The sequence below is a fragment of the Amycolatopsis silviterrae genome (assembly GCF_042684085.1).
In the GTDB taxonomy this organism is placed as follows: Bacteria; Actinomycetota; Actinomycetes; order Mycobacteriales; family Pseudonocardiaceae; genus Amycolatopsis; species Amycolatopsis silviterrae.
Genome location: NZ_JBHUKS010000015.1, coordinates 147,980 through 167,483 on the forward strand (window position 1 = coordinate 147,980; position 19,504 = coordinate 167,483).

Below are 19,504 nucleotides of genomic sequence, written 5' to 3' on the forward strand. Positions count from 1 at the left end.
GACGACCCGGGGCGCGGACACCCCGAGTGAGGAACGCCGTGATCCTGCTGCTGTCCACTTCGGACACCGACCTGCTCAGCGCCCGGGCCAGCGGCGCGGACTACCGGCTCGGCAACCCGTCCCGGCTTCCGCTCGGGGATCTCCCCGCGCTGCTGGAAGGCGTGTCGATCGTCGTCGTCCGGATCCTCGGCACGCCGCGGACCTGGCAGGAAGGCTTGGACACGCTGCGCGCGTCCGGGGCGCACGTGGTCGTGCTCGGCGGCGAGCAGACCCCGGACGCGGAGCTGATGAAGCTCTCCACCACCCCGGCCGGGATCGCCGCGCAGGCGCATCTGTACCTCGCGCAGGGCGGTCCGGAGAACCTCACGCAGCTGCACCGGTTCCTGTCCGACACCCTGCTGCTCACCGGCGAAGGCTTCGAACCGCCCGCCGAACTGCCGTCGTGGGGCGTGCTTTCGCGGCCCGCTCCCGAGGGCGATGGACCGGTCATCGGGATCCTCTACTACCGCGCGCACCACCTGTCCGGAAACACCGGTTTCGTGCACGCCCTGGCGGACGCGGTCGAGTCCGCGGGCGGGCGCGCGCTGCCGATCCACACGGCGTCGCTGCGCACGCGCGCGCCGGAGATGATGGCCGAACTGGGCAAGGTCGACGCGCTGCTGGTCACCGTGCTGGCGGCCGGCGGCACCCGTCCGTCGGAAGCCGGTGCCGGCGGGGACGACGAATCCTGGGACGTCGCGGAAATGGCCGCGCTGGACGTTCCGGTCCTGCAGGCGTTGTGCCTGACCAGCGACCGCGAAACCTGGTCCGCCAGCGACGACGGCCTCTCCCCGCTCGACGCCGGCAACCAGATGGCGGTACCGGAATTCGACGGCCGCATCATCACCGTCCCGTTCTCCTTCAAGGAATTCGACGACGACGGCCTCCCCCGCTACATCGCCGACACCGAACGAGCCTCCCGCGTCGCCCGCATCGCACTCGCGCACGCGCGGCTCCGCCACACCCCACCTGCGTCTCGCAAGATCGCCCTGATGCTGTCCGCCTACCCCACGAAACACTCCCGCGTAGGCAACGCCGTCGGCCTGGACACCCCCGCTTCCGCGATCAAGCTACTCCGCCTGATGCGCGAGCGCGGCTACGACCTCGGCGCGGATGCTTTCCCCGGCGTCAACCCGACCGGCACCGACCAGCCGGACGGCGACGCGCTGATCCACGCCCTGATCGCCGCGGGCGGCCAGGACCCCGAATGGCTCACCGAAGAACAACTCTCCGGCAACCCGATCCGCGTCCCCGCCGCCCGCTACCGCTCCTGGTTCTCCCAGCTGCCTGCCGAGTTGCAGGAAGCGATGGAAGAACACTGGGGCCCCGCGCCGGGTTCGCTGTATGTCGACACCTCGGCAAACCCCGAGGGCGACATCGTCCTGGCGTCGCTGCAGTCCGGCAACGTCATCCTGATGATCCAGCCACCACGCGGTTTCGGCGAAAACCCGGTCGCGATCTACCACAACCCGGACCTCCCGCCGAGCCACCACTACCTCGCCGCCTACCGCTGGCTGGAAGAGGAATTCGGCGCACACGCCGTCGTGCACCTCGGAAAACACGGCTCGCTGGAATGGCTGCCAGGCAAAACCGCGGGCCTCTCCGCCGCCTGCGCCCCCGACGCCGTACTCGGCAACCTGCCGCTGGTGTACCCGTTCCTGATCAACGACCCCGGCGAAGGCGCCCAAGCGAAACGCCGCGCACACGCAACGATCGTGGACCACCTCGTCCCGCCCATGGCCCGCGCCGAGTCCTACGGCGACCTGGCCCGCCTAGAGCAGCTCCTGGACGAACACGCCAACATCGCCGCCATGGACCCGGCGAAACTCCCGGCCATCCGCGCCCAGATCTGGACCCTCATCCAGGCCGCCAAACTCGACCACGACCTAGGCGTGGACGAACGCCCGCACGACGCCGAGTTCGACGACTTCCTGCTGCACATCGACGGCTGGCTGTGCGAGGTCAAGGACGCCCAGATCCGGGACGGCCTGCACATCCTCGGCGAAGCCCCGGTCGGCGAGGCGCGCGTCAACCTGGTCCTCGCGATGCTCCGCGCCCAGCAAATGTGGGGCGGCAAGCAAGGCGCGGTCCCCGGCCTGCGCTCCGCACTGGGCCTGAAGGAGAACTCGGACGCCCCACTGTCCGAAGTGGACGCCATCGAAACCACCGCGCACACGCTGGTTTCTCAGATGGAGACCCACTCGTGGTCCCCCGCTTCGGTTTCCTCAGTGGTGAGCGAAGTCCTGGGTACCTTCGATGCCGAAGTCGCCCGAGTCCTGACCTTCGCCGCCACCGAAATCGTCCCCCGCCTAGCCGGCACCTCGGCGGAAATAGACGCCGTACTCCACGCCCTGGACGGCGGCTACATCCCCGCCGGCCCCAGCGGCTCCCCGTTGCGCGGCCTGGTCAACGTCCTCCCCACCGGCCGGAACTTCTACACGGTCGACCCGAAGGCCATCCCCAGCCGCCTGGCCTGGGAAACCGGCCAGGCCCTGGCAGACTCCCTGCTCCGCCGCTACCGCGAAGACACCGGCGACTGGCCGCGTTCGGTCGGCCTCTCGGTCTGGGGCACGTCGGCCATGCGCACCTCCGGCGACGACGCCGCGGAAGTCCTTGCCCTGCTGGGCATCCAGCCAGTGTGGGACGAGGCTTCCCGCCGCGTGACCGGCATCGAACCCATCCCGCTGTCCGAACTGGGCCGCCCGCGGATCGACGTGACCGTCCGCATCAGCGGCTTCTTCCGAGACGCCTTCCCGCACGTCATCACCCTGCTGGACGACGCCGTCCGCCTAGCCGCGTCCCTGGACGAACCGGAATCCTCCAATTTCGTCCGCGCCCACGTAGCGGCGGATTTGGCCGAGCACGGCGACAACCGCCGAGCCACCACCCGCATCTTCGGCTCGAAACCAGGCGCCTACGGAGCCGGCCTGCTCCCCCTGATGGACTCCGGAAACTGGCGAGACGACAAGGATTTAGCCGAGGTATACGCAGTCTGGGGCGGCTACGCCTACGGCCGAGACCTGGACGGCCGCCCCGCGCGATCCGACATGGAAACGTCGTACAAACGCATCGTCGTAGCCGCGAAGAACACCGACACCCGCGAACACGACATCGCCGACTCGGACGACTATTTCCAATACCACGGCGGAATGATCGCCACCGTCCGCGCCCTGACCGGCTCGGCCCCCGCTTCGTACGTCGGCGACTCCACGACTCCCGACGCCGTCCGCACCCGAACCCTGGGCGAGGAAACGGCCCGCGTATTCCGCGCGCGGGTAGTAAACCCCCGGTGGCTGTCCGCAATGCGCCGCCACGGCTACAAGGGAGCCTTCGAACTGGCGGCAACCGTCGACTACCTCTTCGGCTTCGACGCAACCGCGGGCGTCGTGGGCGACTGGATGTACGAGAAGTTGTCGCAGTCGTATGTTCTTGACGAGGAAAACCAGCAGTTCCTGCGGGATGCCAATCCGTGGGCGTTGCGCGGAATCATCGAGCGCCTGACGGAAGCCGCGGATCGCGGACTGTGGGAAGAACCGGATCCGGACCTGCTGGCCCAGATGCGTGAGGTGTATCTGACCTTGGAAGGCGACCTGGAGAACGACTGATCGGGCTTGTGCCTTGGCTGGCTTGGCCGGTTTCTGACGGCCGAGGCTCCCGTCGTGCTGGGCTAGCCGCGCAGAGGCCGAGCACTGCTCCGAACCTCACCACCAAATGAGTCGAGCAGCCCGGCTTTTGCCCCTCTCGCCGGGTGCTCTGCCGACGAATCCGCCAGCCCCGGGCAGCACCCGCCTCCGCCCGCCCGGGCGTCGCGTCCCCTTGGCCGACCGGCCATCGCCACCCGATCCCGCTGGACCACGCCACTCTCCCAGCCACCCGTTGCTCCTTTCCTGGCCAGCCACCACAGCGCCGTCACTCAGGCCCCTCCCGGCTACCCGGCCAAACGCGTCGCGATGGAGACGATGTTCCGGCCACTCGAGTTCCGCCACATCCGGCCCTTAGCCGTCGCCCCTTCCCACCGCAGCCTTGCCCTCAGGCTCGCCGCGCGCCACCACTCGCCCGACCGTCACCCCTTCCCCGCCAACCAGCCACCACGACTCCCGCCCAGCCGCACCACTCACCAGCCGACGCTCCCTCCCTGCCAGCCGCCGCGCCACCACCCGCGCCACCACCAACCGAACCATCGCCCCTTCCCTCACTCCAACCAGCCACCACCGCACCCGCGCCCGACGCACGCCACCGACCATGGCACCACCGACCAAGCCGTCTCCCCTTCCCCCACCAACCAGCCATCACCGCGCCCCGCCCCACGCCACCACCCGCGCCACCCGCCGACCAAGCCGTCGCCCCCGCCGCCCGGTCACCACGGCCCCCGCCCCGCTCCGCCTGCGGGCCCCCGCCCACCCCAACCGCACCGTCACCGTCTCCCCCTCCCCAGCGGACCACTCGCCCTCGCGGTCCGCGTCCCTTTGCCCGGAACCGTTGCGCCGCAAGGGTGAACCCGCCGAACCGAATTCCGGCATACCTCCCGAACCAACCCCGCACCGGACGAGAGCAGCCGCTCGCACCTTGACTTCATAATGGTCTAGTCCAATGCTTACCGCATCAATCCGCACGCCCGCCGGAGGACAGATGCAGCGAAGCAGACTGGCCGCCACCCTCGTCGCCGCCGCCACTGTGGCCGGAGCGGCCGCCGTCGTGGCCGCGACCGCCCACGCGCAAGCCGGAGCGTCGACCGGCCTCGACAACAACTGGTACGCCGCCGCGCCGTACCTCATGCCGCAGAGCAACAACCCGCCCGACCCCGTGACCGTCATGAACGCGACCGGGCAGAAGGCGTTCCAGCTGGCCTTCATCCTCGCCCCCAAGGGCGGCGGATGCAGTCCCACCTGGGACGGCACCTCGCCGGTCTCCTCGGACACGACGGTCGGCGACGCGATCAACCGCATCCGCGGCAACGGCGGCGACGTGTCGGTTTCGGTCGGCGGTTACGGCGGCACGAAACTGGGCCAGACCTGCGGCACTGTCGACGCGACCGCGGCGGCCTACCAGCAGGTCGTGACGAAATACAACCTGAAGGCCATCGACTTCGACCTCGAAGAACCCGAATACGAGGACACCGCCGCGATCGCGAACGAACTCGGCGCCGCGAAGAAACTGCAGGCGGACAATCCCGGCCTGTTCGTGTCGGTGACCATGCCGGGAACCGCGGCGGGCACCGGCTGGTTCGGCACCCAGTTGCTGGACAAGGCGAAGTCGATCGGCTTCTCTCCCAACAACTTCTCGATCATGCCATTCGACGGCGGCTTCAACGGCGGCGGCGCGTCGCAGGTGTCGGCGCTGGAGGCGTTCCACGGCCTGTTGCAAAGTCACCTCGGCTGGGACAGCGAGACCGCGTATTCGCACGAGGGTTTCTCGGGAATGAACGGGAAATCCGACACGTCGGAATACTTCAACGTTTCCGATTTCCAGACCGTGTACGACTACGCGACGAGCCACCACCTCGGCCGGTTCACCTTCTGGGCGGTGAACCGCGACCGCCAGTGCACGACGACGACTGACAACAGCGTGTGCTCGAACGTCCAGCAAAACGACTGGGACTTCACGAAGTTCACCACCCGCTTCGCCGGAGCCACCCCGCCGCAGACCACTCCGCCGACGAGCCCGACCAGTCCGACCAGCAATCCCCCAGGCACCTGCTCGGCACCGGATTGGCAGAAAACGCAGGTTTACACCGGTGGCAACGTGGTTTCGCACAACGGCCACAAATGGACCGCGAAATGGTGGACCCAGGGCGAAGAACCCGGCACGACCGGCCAGTGGGGAGTCTGGACCGACAACGGAGGATGCTGATTTTCGTAATCGGGCGCTGCGCCGCGAATTCCGCGCCGCAGCGCCCGATTCGTTAGGTCAAGGACGAACGCCGGGAAGATGCGTATTCGCCCGGCGGACTTCCGAAGCCAGCGCCGGCACCTCGATCACCCGCCGCCCGGCCGCGACCAGCCGCTCGACCCCCTCAGCCTCGACGAACAACGACGGCTCCCGCCAGGCCATCACCACGCGCGGAATGGCCGTTTCGAGGATCAGCTGCGTGCAACTCTTGGGATGGGACGCGCGATCACTGCACGGTTCGAGCGAGCTGTACATGGTCGCGTCGGCGAGCCGCGGGTCGTGCGGATCGAGCTTCGCCAGCGCCGCTTCTTCCGCGTGGTTACGCGGATCGCCCTCGCCCGAATGCCCGGTGGCGAGCACCGTTCCGTCCGGCAGCCCGACGACCGCACCGACCCGAAACGTCGAACTCGGCGGACACTCGTCGGCCAACTCGATCGCCTGCCGCAACCGCAGCACGTCAAGCGACGACGGTTCAGCAGCGGCGCGATAACGCAACACCGCGACCTCCCCGAGCCGCCGCACCTCCGTCAGCTCCAACGGCCGTGGGAACGCGCCCGGCCCGAGAAACCGCGGCGCCCGCGGGTCACCGACCATGATCGGCGCGATCGCGAGCCGCAGTTCGTCGGCAAGCCCGGCGTCGAGGAACTGCGTGTGCACCGCCCCGCCGCCCTCGACCAGCAACGTCCGAATCCCGCGCGCGCCAAGGTCATCCAGCACGCGCTCAAGCCGCGGCGGGCTGCCGACGTCCACCACAGTCGCTACCGCACCGAGACTGTCCGCGCTGCCCGACGGAGCGTAAACAAGCTTCGCGACATCGCCGACAGTGAAGAACCGCGACGCCGGATCCAGCTTGCCGCTGCTAGTCACCGTCACTTTGACCGGCTGCTCGGGCCGCCCCGCCGCGACCCGCTCCCGGCGCAACTCCGCCGAACGCACGAGAAGCCGCGGATTGTCGGCCCGGACCGTGCCCGCGCCGACGAGGATCGCGTCAGCCTCGGCACGAAGCCGGTCGACCTCGGCGAAGTCAGCCTCGTTGGACAGGAGCAACCGGGTGCTGCCAGCGTCGTCGAGGTAGCCGTCCAGCGATTGCGCCGCGGACAGCAGGACGTGCGGCCGCCCGGTCATCGTGCCCATCCGCTCATCGTGCTCCGGCCAGGTCAGGCAGGCACCACGGCGTACTGGCGGACGTACAGGTCGGTGTACGTCACCGGCCCGCGCGGACCCGGCACCCGGTCGAGGTTGATGCCGGTTTCGGGCACCGCGAGCAGCTTGAAGCCGTCCAGCAGCCGGGTCGGCGCGTTCCAGAACACGCCGGTGCCGGTGTAGCCGTCGAAGAACTGGTCCGCGGCCGCCGGGTTCTCGGTCGCGATCCCCGCGGCCAGGCCGGACGTGCGCTCGTTCGCGATCTCGACCGCGTCGACGAGCCCGCCGACCTTCTCCACGGTGACCGTCGCCTCCCGCTCGGAGTCCAGCGCCCACTCGTAGCCGATCGGATGCTCGTGCGGCGCGAGCGACGGCGTGACACCACGCTCGGCCAGCGCCGACTCGATCTGCGGCCATACGGTGTCGTGGACGTCCTCGTGGATCAGCAGCAGGTTCAGCCGGTTGCAGACGCCGAGCCGGTCCAGGCTCGCGAACACGAGGTCGCGAACCTTGCCCGCATCGGCCGCGGCGTCGACGTACAGCACTCCGCCACCGTCAGCGTGCGCCAACGTGCGCACCCCGTGCACCGCGGCCTCGGTCGCCAGCTCACGTGTGCTGTCCCCGCTGCCGCGCAGGATGACGAGCGGCACCAGCCCAGGCAACCGAACCAGCGCCGACGCCGCTTCCCGCTCAACCCGCGGCACCAGCTGCACGACGTCCGGGTTGATCCCAGCCGCCTCGAGCGCGGGCGCGATCACGACGTCCCGCAGCCGCTGCGCGGACCCCAGCGCCGCCGACCCAGTCCGCAGCACGCCACCGTTGCGCGACTTCACCAGCTGCGACGCCACGTCGACCGTCACGTTCGGCCGCGCCTCGTAGTTCGCGCCGATGACACCCACCGGACGCCGCCGCTCGACCAGCCGCAGCCCACCGTCCAACGTGGACACGGGAACGGACCGCTCCTGGTGCGGCGCGCCGGCCAGCAGCCGCAACTGCGCGGCCATCCCGTCGAGCCGCTCGGGCGTGATGGTGAGCCGATCGAGCAGACCCGCGCTCATCCCGTCGGCCGTCGCCTTGGCAACGTCGGCCCGGTTCGCCTCCAGCACCTCGTCCCGGTGCGCGACGAGCCGCTCCGCCATCCCGACAAGCGCCGCGTCCACCGCGTCGTCCCCGGCGGCGGCCAACGACGGCGCAGCCGCCTTCGCCGCCCGCGCACACTCCTCGACGGCCTTCGCGACCTCGTCCATCGCCTGTCTCCCTCCGGCGGCTCAGCAGACGTCCAGTCTGCCGTACCGCCCACATGGGAAGACGACGGGCTCAGCCCTCGGGACATGCTCGGTGCCGCCCACCTGGTCGACAACGCCGTCGCCCAACTGGCCGTAACACGACGCTCACCTGGCCGACAACACCGCCCGCTCACGACCCAGCACGCCCGGCTGCGACCGGCCAGCCGCCACCAGCCAGCCCGTCAGCCACCGTCCAAGCCAGCAAGCAAGTCACGACGCCACCGGCTGCAGCAACCAGCCGAGCCCGAGCGGACGGGCGGTCGAGCGGTCGAGCGGTCGAGCGGTCGAGCAGCAAAGTCCGAGCGCCCACTACGTCCGCAGCAACCCACCGCTCACAGACGTCGCCACCGAACCATCGCCGGCTCCGCCGCAACCCCGACCGCACCGCGCCGTCACGCCGCGCACTCCAGCCACCAGCCCGCTCCACCTCGCCGCTCGCCAGAAGCAGCGGCCGCATCACAACGCCAATGGCTGCAGCAACCACAACCCGCCAGCAATGACGCAGCTCACCGTGAGCACGCCGAACACCAGCACCCACAGCACCGCCGGCACGGCAGTCAACCGGCTCAGCTGATCGGCGTCAGAGTCCCGAGCCTGGCCACGTCGCCGCTTAAGCTGCAGTTCCACCACCGGCCGGACACCGCCGAACAGCAGAAACCAGGTCAGCAGATAGACGAACGGCGCCTGCACCACCTTCGGCGCGACCAGAGCCACCAGCCCGAGCACAACGGCGCTCGCCACCACTGTGAACACGCCGTAGGCGTTGCGCACCATGATCAGCACACCCAGCAGCAGCAACGCGACCAGCACGAGCACCGCGGTGATCAGGTCCGCCCCGACCAGCGTCGCGAACAGCAGCCCCAGCACCGAGGGCGCGATGTACCCGGCCAGCGCCGTGAACGCCATGCCCGGCCCCTCGGGCTTCCCGCGCGACACGGTGACCCCGGAGGTGTCCGAGTGCAGCCGGATCGACCGCAGCCGCCGTCCGACCGTCACCGCAGCCAGCGCGTGACCGGCCTCGTGCACGATCGTGATGACGTTGCGGGCGAACCGCCACAGCGTCCCGCCGGCAAGCACCACCAGCAAGGCGATCCCGCCGGTGACCAACGTGATGACGCTCGGCGTGTTCGCCTGTTCCAGCGCCGCACCGACTGTCCCAGTGCCCGCTGCCATGGCCACACCGGAGATTTCTCCGGTGCCCAGTCGAGCACTGAGCACAGTCGAGACGGCGAGTACAGGCGTAATCACGCGGACACCTCACCACAGGCCCTATTTGGCCGCTGTGAGTGCCCAGGCGACAACCGTCGACCGCAGTTCGGTATGGGGGCGCGGCCTCACTCCATCACGTCTCCTTCCTGCCGATCCTCGGCGTCAGCGACCGCTCAGTCCCCCACCTCGCCTTCCGCCGTCTTCCTCAGCCGATCGAGCCGGAAAAGATGCGTGACCCACGACCGGTACGGACGCCAGTCCTCAGCCAGCGGCTCAAGCTCGTCCGGTGGCGTATCGGGCGGCAGTGCGTACTCCGCGCACAGACTCTGGTGCAGCTGGGTGTCCAGCCGGGGGAAGAGATCGGGATGTCCCGCACCGTGCAGCAGGATCTGCTCGGCGGAGAACGCTCCGATGCCCGGAATCGTGCACAGCCGCGCAATCGCGTCGGAGATCGGCATCGCCAGCAGCTCTTCGGTGGCCAGCCTGCCATCGATTGCCGCCCGGGCGACAGCTCGGAGCCGCGCGAGCCGGAACGGTCCGACCGACGGTTCTTCCCCCACCTCGGCCAGGATCTGCGGCGAGGGAAAGGAAACCGGCCCGTTCTCGCCGATCTGACGCCCGTGTCGCACAGCGAGCTGTTCGCGAAACCGCATCGCCTGTGGGATGCGCATCCCTTGGGTGAGCACCGCCCAGCAGGCTGCTTCATACGGCGACGGAGACAACACCGGGCGCGCTCCGCTGTGGCGGGCCTGCAATCGCCGGACCACCGAATCGTGGCTCGCGATCTCGTCGAACCCGGACTCGTCGACATCGAGCGAGAGCATCCGGCTCACCTGTGCGACCACCCGCGCGGCGATCTCCACCGGCGCCGCCACGCCGACTTCGACCGTGCCAGGGGATCTCTGCCGGATCGCGGCTCCGGCATGGGTCCAGGCCCCCTCCACCGGGAACGCCAAGCGCAGCACACCCGGCTCGATCGCGAAGGATCCGGCAGGCCCGGCCGCGGCGAGCCACTGCGACGCGGCGCTCAGGTCGAAGGCCCCGTGCACGGCGATTTCACCGGTGGGCAGGTCGATCGGACGCAGGATCGGTGCGGTCATCAGAGTGTCCTCCTCGCTGGTCTCCGCGGGTCGGAGACCGTGCGGACGACGTTAGGAACAGACACCGACAATGCCGGGCCTCGAACGCTTGATCGGACAGATCTTCACTCGAACGAGCTAACGGCTCATGCCGCATACTGCCGGTATCCCCACCGAGAGGACCCCCGTGCCCCACCACAGCACCCAGCAGCGGCTCACCGACCTGCTCAGCGAGCCGGCCACGACGGTCGACGGCTTCCTCGACACGCTCGGCGACGCCGCCCAGGCCGGCCCGCCCACCGGGCTCACTCAGCGGCTCATGCGCACCACCCTGCTGCCGCAGGTCTACGAACGCTACTGGCGGCCCGTGCTCGGCCGCGTTCTCAAAGGCCCCAGCGGCCCGAGCATGACCGGAGAGGTCGAACTCGCCGCCGAACGTCTCGCGCTGCGGCCGGGCCAGGTCGTGCTCGACGTCGCGTGCGGGACCGGACGGTTCACGCGCGCATTCGGGGAAGCCGTGGGGCCGGACGGTCTCGCGATCGGCCTCGACGGCGCGCGCAGCATGCTCGCCCGCGCGGTCGAGGAAACCGATTCGCCAGCCTTGACTTACCTTCGCGCCGACGCGGTCGAACCGCCGCTTCGATCGTCCACTGTGGACGCTATTTGCTGTTTCGCCGCGCTGCACATGTTCGCCGAGCCGGAACGCGCGCTCGATTCGTTCGCCCGGATTCTTCGCCCGGGCGGCCGGATCGTCCTGCTCACCAGCGCTCGACGAGACTGTCAGCTGGCCAGGATCGCCGACACCGCAGGAGGAATCGCGAGCGGACAGCGCATGTTCGACCGCGGGGAGATCGCGGCCAGCTTGCGCGCGCGTGGCTTCGACGACGTGCGCGAGAAGTACTTCGGGGTCGCCCAACTCGTCTCTGGCCGGCTTTCTGACGTGCAGTGATCCATTTTTGTCGGGGTTCGGCGATAGCATTCCCCGCATGACCCACGCCGCTCCCGTCCCGCCCGACGACAGCCACCTCCGTTCCCTCATCGAAGCCACCGCCGAAGCCGTGGCCGCCGCCGAACCGCTCGGCTCCGACCACGCCGGTGCCGACGCGGAAACCCGTGCCGCGGTTGAAGAAGAAGTCCGCGCCCGAGCCGACGAACTCGTCGCGCTCAGCCAGGACCTGCACGCACATCCGGAAGAAGGGTTCGCCGAACACCGGTCAGTCGGCGCGCTCGCCGAACTGCTGCGGGCCCACGGTCACGAGGTCACCGTGGGTCTCGGCGGGCTGGATACCGCGTTGCGCACCGGAACGCCGGACAACGGCGGGCCGCACATCGCGGTCCTGTCCGAGTACGACGCGTTGCCTGGGCTGGGCCACGGCTGCGGGCACAACGTCATCTGCACCGCCGGCGCCGGCGGGTTCCTCGGCGCGGCAGCGGTGGCCGAACGGCTCGGCGGTCGCGTGTCGCTGGTGGGCACGCCCGCGGAGGAAGGCGGTGGCGGCAAGGAAACGCTCGCGCGGGCAGGGATTTTCGACGACGTCGACGCGGTGATCATGCTGCACCCGTTCAGTCATGACATCGCGCTGCATCCGTTCCTCGGCAGGCGGCAACTGGAGATGGTGTTCCACGGCGTCGGCGCACATGCTTCGGCGCAGCCGTTCATGGGCCGCAACGCACTCGACGCGGCGGTAGCGGCTTATCAAGGAGTATCCGCGCTGCGGCAACAGCTGCCGTCGAGCGACCGCGTGCACGGCATCTTCACCGACGGCGGCGCACGGCCGAACGTGATCCCCGCCCGGGCGGCTCTCCTGTTCTATCTCCGGTCGGCGAACCCGGAGACGCTGCGCGACCTGGCCAGCCGGATGACCTCGATCGCCCACGGCGCAGCCGAAATGACCGGCTGCGGCGTGGAATTGCACTGGGACGAACAGCCGGCGTACCTGCCGATCCGGTTCAACACCACACTGGCCGGCCGGTGGTCGGTCAATCAGCTCGGCACCGGGCGGAAGCCGCTGCCGCCGGGCATCGTACCGGAGTTCCTGACCGGGAGCACGGACCTCGGGAACCTGTCTTTCCGGATGCCAGCGCTGCACCCGATGATCGCGGTGTCTGGGCCGACGGTCGCGTTGCACACCAAGGAATTCGCCGAGGCCGCTGGGTCGCCGACGGGTGATCAGGCGGTAGTCGACGGTGCGCTGGGCCTGGCGCTGACCGCCGCCGACTATCTCGCCGACGCGAGCCTGCGCAACGCCGTGCACGACGAGTTCGAGGCATCGGGAGGGGCGCTGGACGTACCGAGTTTCTTCGACTGACAGGTGCTGGGAGACGGCGGATGGCCGTGGTGGAGAGGAGGTGCGTCGACGGGATCGCTGGGAAGCGCCGACGGCGGTAGCACGCGAGGACGCGCTCCCGTGCCCGGTCCTGCGGGCGGGAACCAAGTATTGGGTCCCGACAGTGGGGTTGTTGCGGGTGCTCGGCCTGGAACCGCCGACGGCGCAAAAGTTCGAGGGCGGGCGGTTCGCCGGTTCGGGTGGTCTGACCGCAGCTCGGGCTTCCCCGAGCGGTGGTCGCGGCGCGAGCATGGTGGCCCCGGCGGTCGGATCCGCTGGTTCCCCAAGATGACGTTGCGCCGATTGGCGCGGTGCACGGTGACCGAAGGGCGGTGCACCGGACGTGCGATTGCCAGGACGAGAACCGGAAACCGTTGGGCAGTGCGTGTCCGAAGCTGAAGAACGACCAGCACGGCCAGTGGGGCTTCCGCGTCGAGCTTCCCCCGGACCCGGCCACCGCGGCAGAGAGCCGACTGGAGCACGTGCGCGGGTTGCTGGCGATCGCGGGCGAGGATGACACCGAGTCGCGGCACGACGTCGGTGACGTGAGCACGTTGGCGTTCGCCAAGCGGGACCGGTTACCAGACATCGACGAGATGCGACGGCTGGTTCGGGCGGACGTGACCGATGACCCGTTGGACGCGATGGACGCGATGGACGCGATGGACAACGCGATCGAGGAGCACAACGAGTTGATCGCGGTCTGCCGAGAGAGCGAGAAGAAAGCTGTCCGCATAACACAAAACCCCAGGCCATCGTTTCCGATAACCTGGGGAGTGAGGGTGCGCCATCAGGGACTCGAACCCCGAACCCGCTGGTTAAGAGCCAGCTGCTCTGCCAATTGAGCTAATGGCGCTTGGTGCTTCCCGCCGCCGTGGTTTCCCTCGGCGACGTGGAAAAGATTAGCAGGGCGTTCAGGCCCCGTTCCAGGGGGGTCCCCTTTCTGGTGCGCCGGGGCAACACCCCAGGTCAGCGACGGTAACCCGCCGTGTACCCCGGTCAGCGCCCCGGCCGCCGAGGCGTTCGGGACGGGGATGAAGCCCCAGTGACCTGCGCGACATCGGCATCCGAACCCCGGAAATGACAAAACCCCGGCTCCGCCGAAAGGATCTCGGTGAAGCCGGGGTGCAAGGGTGGCTAACGGGGCTCGAACCCGCGACCTCCTGGACCACAACCAGGTGCTCTACCAGCTGAGCTATAGCCACCATCTGGCAAAAAGATCTCGCGATCGCCTTGCTGGAAGCAATCCTAGCGGGTGCCCGCGAGCGCTTTTCAGGGGGTCACCCTCGGTGGCGTTCCAGCACTTCGGCGGCGGCGGCTTTGGCCTCGTCGCTCGTGGGGCCGGGCTGGGGGACGAAGGCGATCGCGCGGTAGTACTCGAGTTCGCCGACGGACTCCCGGATGTCCGCGAGCGCGCGGTGGGCCAGGCCTTTCTCCGGCTTGGCGTAGTAGATCCGCGGGTACCAGCGGCGCACGAGTTCCTTCACCGACGACACGTCGACCATCCGGTAGTGCAGGTGGTTGTCGAGTTCCGGCATGTCGCGGGCGATGAAGCCGCGGTCGGTGGCGATCGAGTTGCCGGCCAGCGGCGCGCTGGCCGGGTCCGGGACCCATTCGCGGATGTACTCCAGCACGCGCTGCTCGGCTTCGGCCAGCGTCGTCGTCGAGGCGCGGACCTCTTCGGTGAGGCCGGACTTGGCGTGCATGTCGTGGACGACCTGCGGCATGCCGTCGAGCTTGGCGTCGTCGGCGTGGATGACGATGTCGACGCCCTCGCCCAGCACATTCAGGTCGGCGTCGGTCACCAGCGCGGCTATTTCGATCAACGCGTCCTTGCCGAGGTCGAGCCCCGTCATCTCGCAGTCGATCCAGACAAGATGGTCGTTCACCCGCACCACCCTAACCCGACACGGGGATATCAGCGGCGTCACCTGCGCTTCCGGCGCGTTACGCTCGGTCAGCCAGTGCAGCGAGGTGTGATTTCGGACTCGGAACGGGGTGCGGCCAGTGGCCGAGCAAGCGTCGGGACCAGCGGCGGAGATCGCGCGGGGATACGTGAGCGACGGGGCGGCGGTCGAGTTGGGCGCCGTGGTGATCGACGGGAAGACCGAAGCGTCGGCCGCGGTCCGGCTGCCGTTGGCGACATTGAACCGGCATGGCCTGGTCGCGGGCGCGACCGGCACCGGCAAGACCAAGACTCTCCAGTTGATCTCCGAGCAGTTGTCCGCGGCTGGGGTTCCGGTGGTGCTTGCCGACGTCAAAGGCGACCTGTCCGGGCTGTCCGCGCCGGGCGAGGCGAGCGACCGCACCGCGAAACGGTCCGCGGAACTCGGTGACGACTGGGCTCCCGAGGCGGGGCCGGTGCAGTTCATGTCGCTCGGCACCAGCGGTACCGGGATTCCGGTGCGCGCGACGATCACCAGCTTCGGTCCGGTCCTGCTGTCGAAGGTGCTCGGGCTGAACGAGACGCAGGAATCGACGCTCGGCCTGATTTTCCACTGGGCCGACCAGCGCGGCCTCGCCTTGCTGGACACCAAGGACCTGCGATCCGTCATCACCCACCTGACCAGCGACGAGGGCAAGGAAGACCTCAAGGGCATCGGCGGGGTGTCGGCGGCGACGGCGGGCGTCATCCTGCGTGCTCTGTCCAATCTGGAGGCTCAGGGCGGCGAGGAGTTCTTCGGCGAGCCGGAGCTGGACGTCCACGACCTGATGCGCCAGCAGGACGGCAAGGGCGTCATCACCCTGCTGGAGCTGGACAACCTGCAGTCCAAGCCGGCCCTGTTCTCCACGTTCCTGATGTGGCTGCTGGCCGAGCTGTTCGAGGAGCTGCCCGAGGAGGGCGACCTCGACCAGCCGAAGCTGGTGTTCTTCTTCGACGAGGCGCACCTGTTGTTCTCCGACGCGTCGAAGGCGTTCCTGGAACGGATCGAGCAGACGGTGAAGCTCATCCGGTCGAAGGGCGTTGGCGTGTTCTTCTGCACGCAGCTGCCCACGGACATCCCGAACAACGTGCTGTCCCAGCTCGGCGCCCGGGTGCAGCACGCATTGCGCGCGTTCACGCCGGACGACCAGAAAGCGTTGGCACGCACGGTTAAGACGTATCCGAAGTCGCCGCACTACGACCTCGAGACGGCGTTGACGTCGCTGGGGATCGGCGAGGCGGTCGTGACTGTGCTGTCCGAGCGCGGGGCGCCGACTCCGGTCGCGTGGACGCGGCTGCGTGCGCCGCGGTCGAAGATGGGCTCGATCGGGGCGGACGCGATCCGCTCGGCGGTCACGTCGTCGGAGCTGAACGCGAAGTACGGAGAGACGATCGACCGGGAGTCGGCTTACGAGAAGCTGGCGGCCAAGGCCGCGCCCGCCGCCGAGCCTGCTGCGCCGCCTGCGGAACAGGAGGCTCCGGCCGCGCCCAAGGCCGAGAAGGAGGAGCCGGGGTTGCTGTCGCAGGCGTTGAGCAACCCGGCGGTGAAGTCGTTCATGCGCTCGGCGGCGAGTTCACTCGGACGGGAGTTCTCGCGCGGGCTGTTCGGCAACCGGCGGCGTTGAGATACCTGACTGAAGATGGCAGGTATTAGCGGTTGACTGTCCTGGATCGAGTTTCCGTCTATCCAGGAGCTACAGCATGACCAGGACCGCCGTCGCCGCGTTCGAGCTGGACAAGTGGGAGCCGCAGGCGCAGGACGAGACCGGTGGCACGACGTTCGCGCAGGTGCTGATCGAGAAGACGTTCACCGGCGCGGTCGAGGGGACCAGCCGGGTGGAGATGCTGACGGCGTCGAACGAGACGTCGCGCGCGTACGTCGCTTTCGAGCGGTTCGTCGGCTCTGTCGACGGACGGAAGGGCAGCTTCGTCCTCCGGCACACGGCGGGCGACGAGGGGCTGTCACTGGTCCTGCTTCCCGGCTCGGGCACGGACGGTCTGGCGGGCATCTCCGGGACGGCCGACGTTGCCGTGGACGAGGCGGGCAAACACACGTTTACGCTGGTCTACGAGCTGCCGGACGCGTGAAGAAGCCGCTCTCTCCGGACCCCGAATTCCCGGAGAGAGCGGCCAGGTTTCCGCTCTGGCCTGGAGGCGGGCCGCCCCGACCGCGGTCCGCCTCCAAAGATCCGGTCAGCCGTTCACGATCTGGTCGACGATCTTCTTGGCGTCGTTGATCGGGATGGCGAAACCGATCCCGACGCTGCCCGCGGACGAGTTCGGGCTGTAGAGCGCGGAGTTGATGCCGATCACCTGGCCCTGGCCGTCGACGAGCGCGCCGCCCGAATTGCCCTGGTTGATCGAGGCGTCGGTCTGGATCGCGGTGTAGCTGGGCCCGGACGTGACGTTCGAGGTCTGCCTGCCGAACGGCGAGTCCTGCTGGCCGCCGTCGCCGCCTCCGACGTCGGAAAGCGGCCGGTTGAGCGCGCTCACGATGCCGGTGGTGACGGTGTTCTGCAGCCCGCCCGGCGACCCGATCGCGATGACCTGCTGCCCGACGGAAAGCTTGCTCGAATCGCCGAGCGTCGCGGCGGTCAGCCCGCTCGCTCCCTGCGCCTGCAGCACCGCGATGTCGCTCTTGGTGTCCGAGCCGACGACCTTGGCCTGGTACTTTTTGCCGTCCGACGTCGTGATCGTGACCGTCTGCGCGCCCTGCACGACGTGCGCGTTGGTGAGGATCCGGCCGTCGGCGGTGAGGATGACCCCCGACCCGATCGCCGTGCCCCGCCCGGTCGTGACGTTCACCTGCACGACACTGGGCACCACCTTCGCGGCGACCGTACTGACGTCTCCGGAGGCCGTGGTGTTGCTGACGGTCTGGCCGGTAGCCGAGGACGACGCTGTGCTCGAGGACGCGCTGGACCCGCCGGTCAGCCCGACGATCGCGGCACCAGCACCGCCACCAAGGAGAGCCGCGGCGAGCGCGGTGGCTCCCACGAGGGCGGTCAGCCGTCCGGTTCGCTTCCGCGGACCAGCGAGAGCAGCGGGCGGTTGCGCGGGCTGCGGCATCGGTCCGTAGCGCGGGGTGCCGGGCTGGTGGTGCGCGGTGTGCTGGTTTGGCAGAGGAGCAGTGTTCGGTCCGCCTGCCGGGGCGCCGCCGCCAGCCGAGACCGCGCCGGGATCCGGGGTCCTGCCACGATCCGGAACCCCGCCGCCCAGCGGCATCCCGGCTTGCCCGGCCGTCCCGGTTTCGGCATCCGCTGGACGTACCTGCCCAGCGGCGAACGGACTCGACCCGGCCCAGTACTGGCCGTACTGCTCACTGCTCTGGTGCGGCTGGTGCCCACCGTGGGTAGCGGGGCCGGGCCGGCTCTCGTTCTCGGTCATGAACCAAGACTCGCGCTCTTGCTTATGAGCAGCCTGTGGAAACCCCTCAGGCTTTCCTGAGAAGAATCAGCTGAGAATTCTCAGGCATTCTCAGGAAACGCGCATCCTCGTCCGTGCCGTGCCGTGCCGTCGAACCTGAACACCGCCAGCACCTCACCGCCGTCACTGCGAGCGTGTATGCCGTCGTCCGCCCGATCCGCAAGGCCGGCTTCTCCCGGCGGGTCAAGCAACGACGTGGCGACCGTCCACTGTGGTCAGTTAGAACGGCCTAGACCAGTGCGCCCCGTTCCGCCTGCCGCACCGGCACCTCCAGCACCTTGTCCGCCGCGACGATCGCCTCGTACAGCCGTTGCATCGGCGGACACGGCAGCAGCCCCAGCTGATCCCCAAGCACCTCGCTCAGCCGGTGGAACACCCGGACCGCCTCTGCCTGCCTGCCGGAGCGGTAGAGCGCGACCATCAGTTGTGCGTGGATGTTCTCGTGCATCGGGTAGGCGTCGGCGAGCTTGCGCAGCTCGCCGAGGAGTCCGCGGTGGCGGCCCAGCCTCAGGTCGGCTTCGATGCGTTGTTCTAGCACGCCCAGCCGGTACTCCTTCATTTCCAGCTGGTACGCCGCGATCGCCGGGCCGGGCAGCACGTCGGCCAGGACCGGGCCGCGCCAGAGGGCTAGTGCGGATCGGAACAGTTCCGCTGCCCGGTAGTCCTCGTTGCACGCCAGCGCGGTGTGCGCGTCGACGACCAGCTGGTCGAAGATCGTGCGGTCGAACCGTTCCCGGGGGACCAGCAGCTGGTATCCCTGCTTCCGGGTGAGCAGCAGGTCGCCGCCGTTGCCGTCCGGAATGGAGCGCAGCGCCCGGCGGACCTGCAGTACGTAGGTCTGCAGCGTGGACATGACGCTCTTGGGCGGATCGGCGGGCCACAGTTCCTCGATGCAATGGTCCACCGAGACGAAACTGTTCGCGTTGATCATCAGCAGCGCGAGCAACTGCCGCGCCTTCGGGGCGCTCGGCACGTACGAAACACCGTCTTTGACCACGCATAGCGGGCCCAGAACACCTAATTTCATCACACTGCCCCCAAGCCGATTGGCTGCGAAAAGCCAAGCCCCCACCGTCGAGCTGCCATCATATCCGTGGCCCGCTGGTCCACACGAGTGATTCTCGAAACGTGGCCGTTACGCTCCGCCGAGCATCTGGCTAACGGCAAGATCATTAATCTGAA

13 protein-coding genes and 2 tRNA genes are annotated in these 19,504 nt (G+C 68.9%); 6 read left to right on the plus strand and 9 right to left on the minus strand.

Annotated features, from left to right (window positions below):
• Nucleotides 1–38: 38 nt before the first annotated feature.
• Together cobN and ACFSVL_RS21365 are read left to right on the plus strand one after the other, a co-directional pair.
• Complete coding sequence (gene cobN / locus ACFSVL_RS21360) at nt 39–3,644, plus strand: cobaltochelatase subunit CobN (RefSeq protein ID WP_378307290.1); 3,606 nt, start codon at nt 39–41, stop codon at nt 3,642–3,644.
• Between the two features lie 1,024 nt (nt 3,645–4,668).
• Nucleotides 4,669–5,889, plus strand: a complete 1,221-nt coding sequence (locus tag ACFSVL_RS21365; protein WP_378306757.1) for a chitinase — start codon at nt 4,669–4,671, stop codon at nt 5,887–5,889.
• Nucleotides 5,890–5,946: 57 nt separating this feature from the next.
• Here the strand turns inward: ACFSVL_RS21365 and ACFSVL_RS21370 are convergent, their stop codons facing one another.
• The 4 genes from ACFSVL_RS21370 to ACFSVL_RS21385 all read right to left on the minus strand — a co-directional run bounded on the left by ACFSVL_RS21370 (nt 5,947) and on the right by ACFSVL_RS21385 (nt 10,666).
• Nucleotides 5,947–7,053: a dihydrofolate reductase family protein gene (locus ACFSVL_RS21370; protein ID WP_378307292.1), complete on the minus strand. Its 1,107-nt coding sequence runs from the start codon at nt 7,051–7,053 to the stop codon at nt 5,947–5,949.
• 32 nt (nt 7,054–7,085) lie between these two features.
• Nucleotides 7,086–8,318 (minus strand): aldehyde dehydrogenase family protein, encoded by a 1,233-nt coding sequence (locus tag ACFSVL_RS21375; protein ID WP_378306759.1) that lies wholly within the window; start codon nt 8,316–8,318, stop codon nt 7,086–7,088.
• Nucleotides 8,319–8,813: 495 nt separating this feature from the next.
• A complete protein-coding gene (locus ACFSVL_RS21380) occupies nt 8,814–9,530 on the minus strand; it encodes a M50 family metallopeptidase (protein ID WP_378306761.1) in 717 nt (238 codons plus the stop codon).
• 209 nt (nt 9,531–9,739) lie between these two features.
• Nucleotides 9,740–10,666, minus strand: a complete 927-nt coding sequence (locus ACFSVL_RS21385; RefSeq protein WP_378306763.1) for a DNA-3-methyladenine glycosylase family protein — start codon at nt 10,664–10,666, stop codon at nt 9,740–9,742.
• Between the two features lie 166 nt (nt 10,667–10,832).
• Between ACFSVL_RS21385 and ACFSVL_RS21390 the strand changes: the two genes are divergently transcribed.
• Both ACFSVL_RS21390 and ACFSVL_RS21395 read left to right on the plus strand, forming a co-directional pair.
• Nucleotides 10,833–11,594, plus strand: coding sequence for a class I SAM-dependent methyltransferase (locus ACFSVL_RS21390; protein ID WP_378306765.1), 762 nt, complete (start codon nt 10,833–10,835; stop codon nt 11,592–11,594).
• Nucleotides 11,595–11,631: 37 nt separating this feature from the next.
• The gene (locus tag ACFSVL_RS21395) at nt 11,632–12,954 is read left to right on the plus strand and encodes a M20 family metallopeptidase (RefSeq protein ID WP_378306767.1); all 1,323 of its coding nucleotides are present in this window, start codon (nt 11,632–11,634) and stop codon (nt 12,952–12,954) included.
• An 801-nt stretch (nt 12,955–13,755) separates the two neighbouring features.
• Here the strand turns inward: ACFSVL_RS21395 and ACFSVL_RS21400 are convergent.
• The 3 genes from ACFSVL_RS21400 to orn form a co-directional block, all read right to left on the minus strand.
• A tRNA-Lys gene (locus ACFSVL_RS21400) sits at nt 13,756–13,828 on the minus strand.
• 276 nt (nt 13,829–14,104) lie between these two features.
• A tRNA-His gene (locus tag ACFSVL_RS21405) sits at nt 14,105–14,177 on the minus strand.
• A 75-nt stretch (nt 14,178–14,252) separates the two neighbouring features.
• Complete coding sequence (orn, locus tag ACFSVL_RS21410; RefSeq protein WP_378306769.1) at nt 14,253–14,861, minus strand: oligoribonuclease; 609 nt, start codon at nt 14,859–14,861, stop codon at nt 14,253–14,255.
• A gap of 118 nt (nt 14,862–14,979) precedes the next feature.
• On the opposite strand from orn, the gene ACFSVL_RS21415 reads away from it, so the two are divergent.
• Both ACFSVL_RS21415 and ACFSVL_RS21420 read left to right on the plus strand, forming a co-directional pair.
• The gene (locus ACFSVL_RS21415; protein ID WP_378306771.1) at nt 14,980–16,521 is read left to right on the plus strand and encodes a helicase HerA-like domain-containing protein; all 1,542 of its coding nucleotides are present in this window, start codon (nt 14,980–14,982) and stop codon (nt 16,519–16,521) included.
• 76 nt (nt 16,522–16,597) lie between these two features.
• On the plus strand, nt 16,598–16,984 hold the full coding sequence (locus ACFSVL_RS21420) for a DUF3224 domain-containing protein (protein WP_378306773.1): 387 nt from the start codon (nt 16,598–16,600) through the stop codon (nt 16,982–16,984).
• 105 nt (nt 16,985–17,089) lie between these two features.
• On the opposite strand, the gene ACFSVL_RS21425 is transcribed toward ACFSVL_RS21420, so the two are convergent.
• Nucleotides 17,090–18,283 (minus strand): S1C family serine protease, encoded by a 1,194-nt coding sequence (locus tag ACFSVL_RS21425; protein WP_378306775.1) that lies wholly within the window; start codon nt 18,281–18,283, stop codon nt 17,090–17,092.
• A gap of 268 nt (nt 18,284–18,551) precedes the next feature.
• Nucleotides 18,552–19,295 (minus strand): AfsR/SARP family transcriptional regulator, encoded by a 744-nt coding sequence (locus ACFSVL_RS21430; RefSeq protein WP_378306777.1) that lies wholly within the window; start codon nt 19,293–19,295, stop codon nt 18,552–18,554.
• Nucleotides 19,296–19,504: the final 209 nt, after the last annotated feature.

Excerpts from the sequence above, each read along its gene's own strand:
- ACFSVL_RS21395 (WP_378306767.1), top strand. The coding sequence starts at position 11,632 with ATGACCCACGCCGCTCCCGTCCCGCCCGACGACAGCCACCTCCGTTCC.
- ACFSVL_RS21370 (WP_378307292.1), bottom strand. The coding sequence starts at position 7,053 with ATGACCGGGCGGCCGCACGTCCTGCTGTCCGCGGCGCAATCGCTGGAC.
- ACFSVL_RS21375 (WP_378306759.1), bottom strand. The coding sequence starts at position 8,318 with ATGGACGAGGTCGCGAAGGCCGTCGAGGAGTGTGCGCGGGCGGCGAAG.
- ACFSVL_RS21385 (WP_378306763.1), bottom strand. The coding sequence starts at position 10,666 with ATGACCGCACCGATCCTGCGTCCGATCGACCTGCCCACCGGTGAAATC.
- ACFSVL_RS21425 (WP_378306775.1), bottom strand. The coding sequence starts at position 18,283 with ATGACCGAGAACGAGAGCCGGCCCGGCCCCGCTACCCACGGTGGGCAC.
- ACFSVL_RS21420 (WP_378306773.1), top strand. The coding sequence starts at position 16,598 with ATGACCAGGACCGCCGTCGCCGCGTTCGAGCTGGACAAGTGGGAGCCG.
- ACFSVL_RS21380 (WP_378306761.1), bottom strand. The coding sequence starts at position 9,530 with ATGGCAGCGGGCACTGGGACAGTCGGTGCGGCGCTGGAACAGGCGAAC.
- ACFSVL_RS21365 (WP_378306757.1), top strand. The coding sequence starts at position 4,669 with ATGCAGCGAAGCAGACTGGCCGCCACCCTCGTCGCCGCCGCCACTGTG.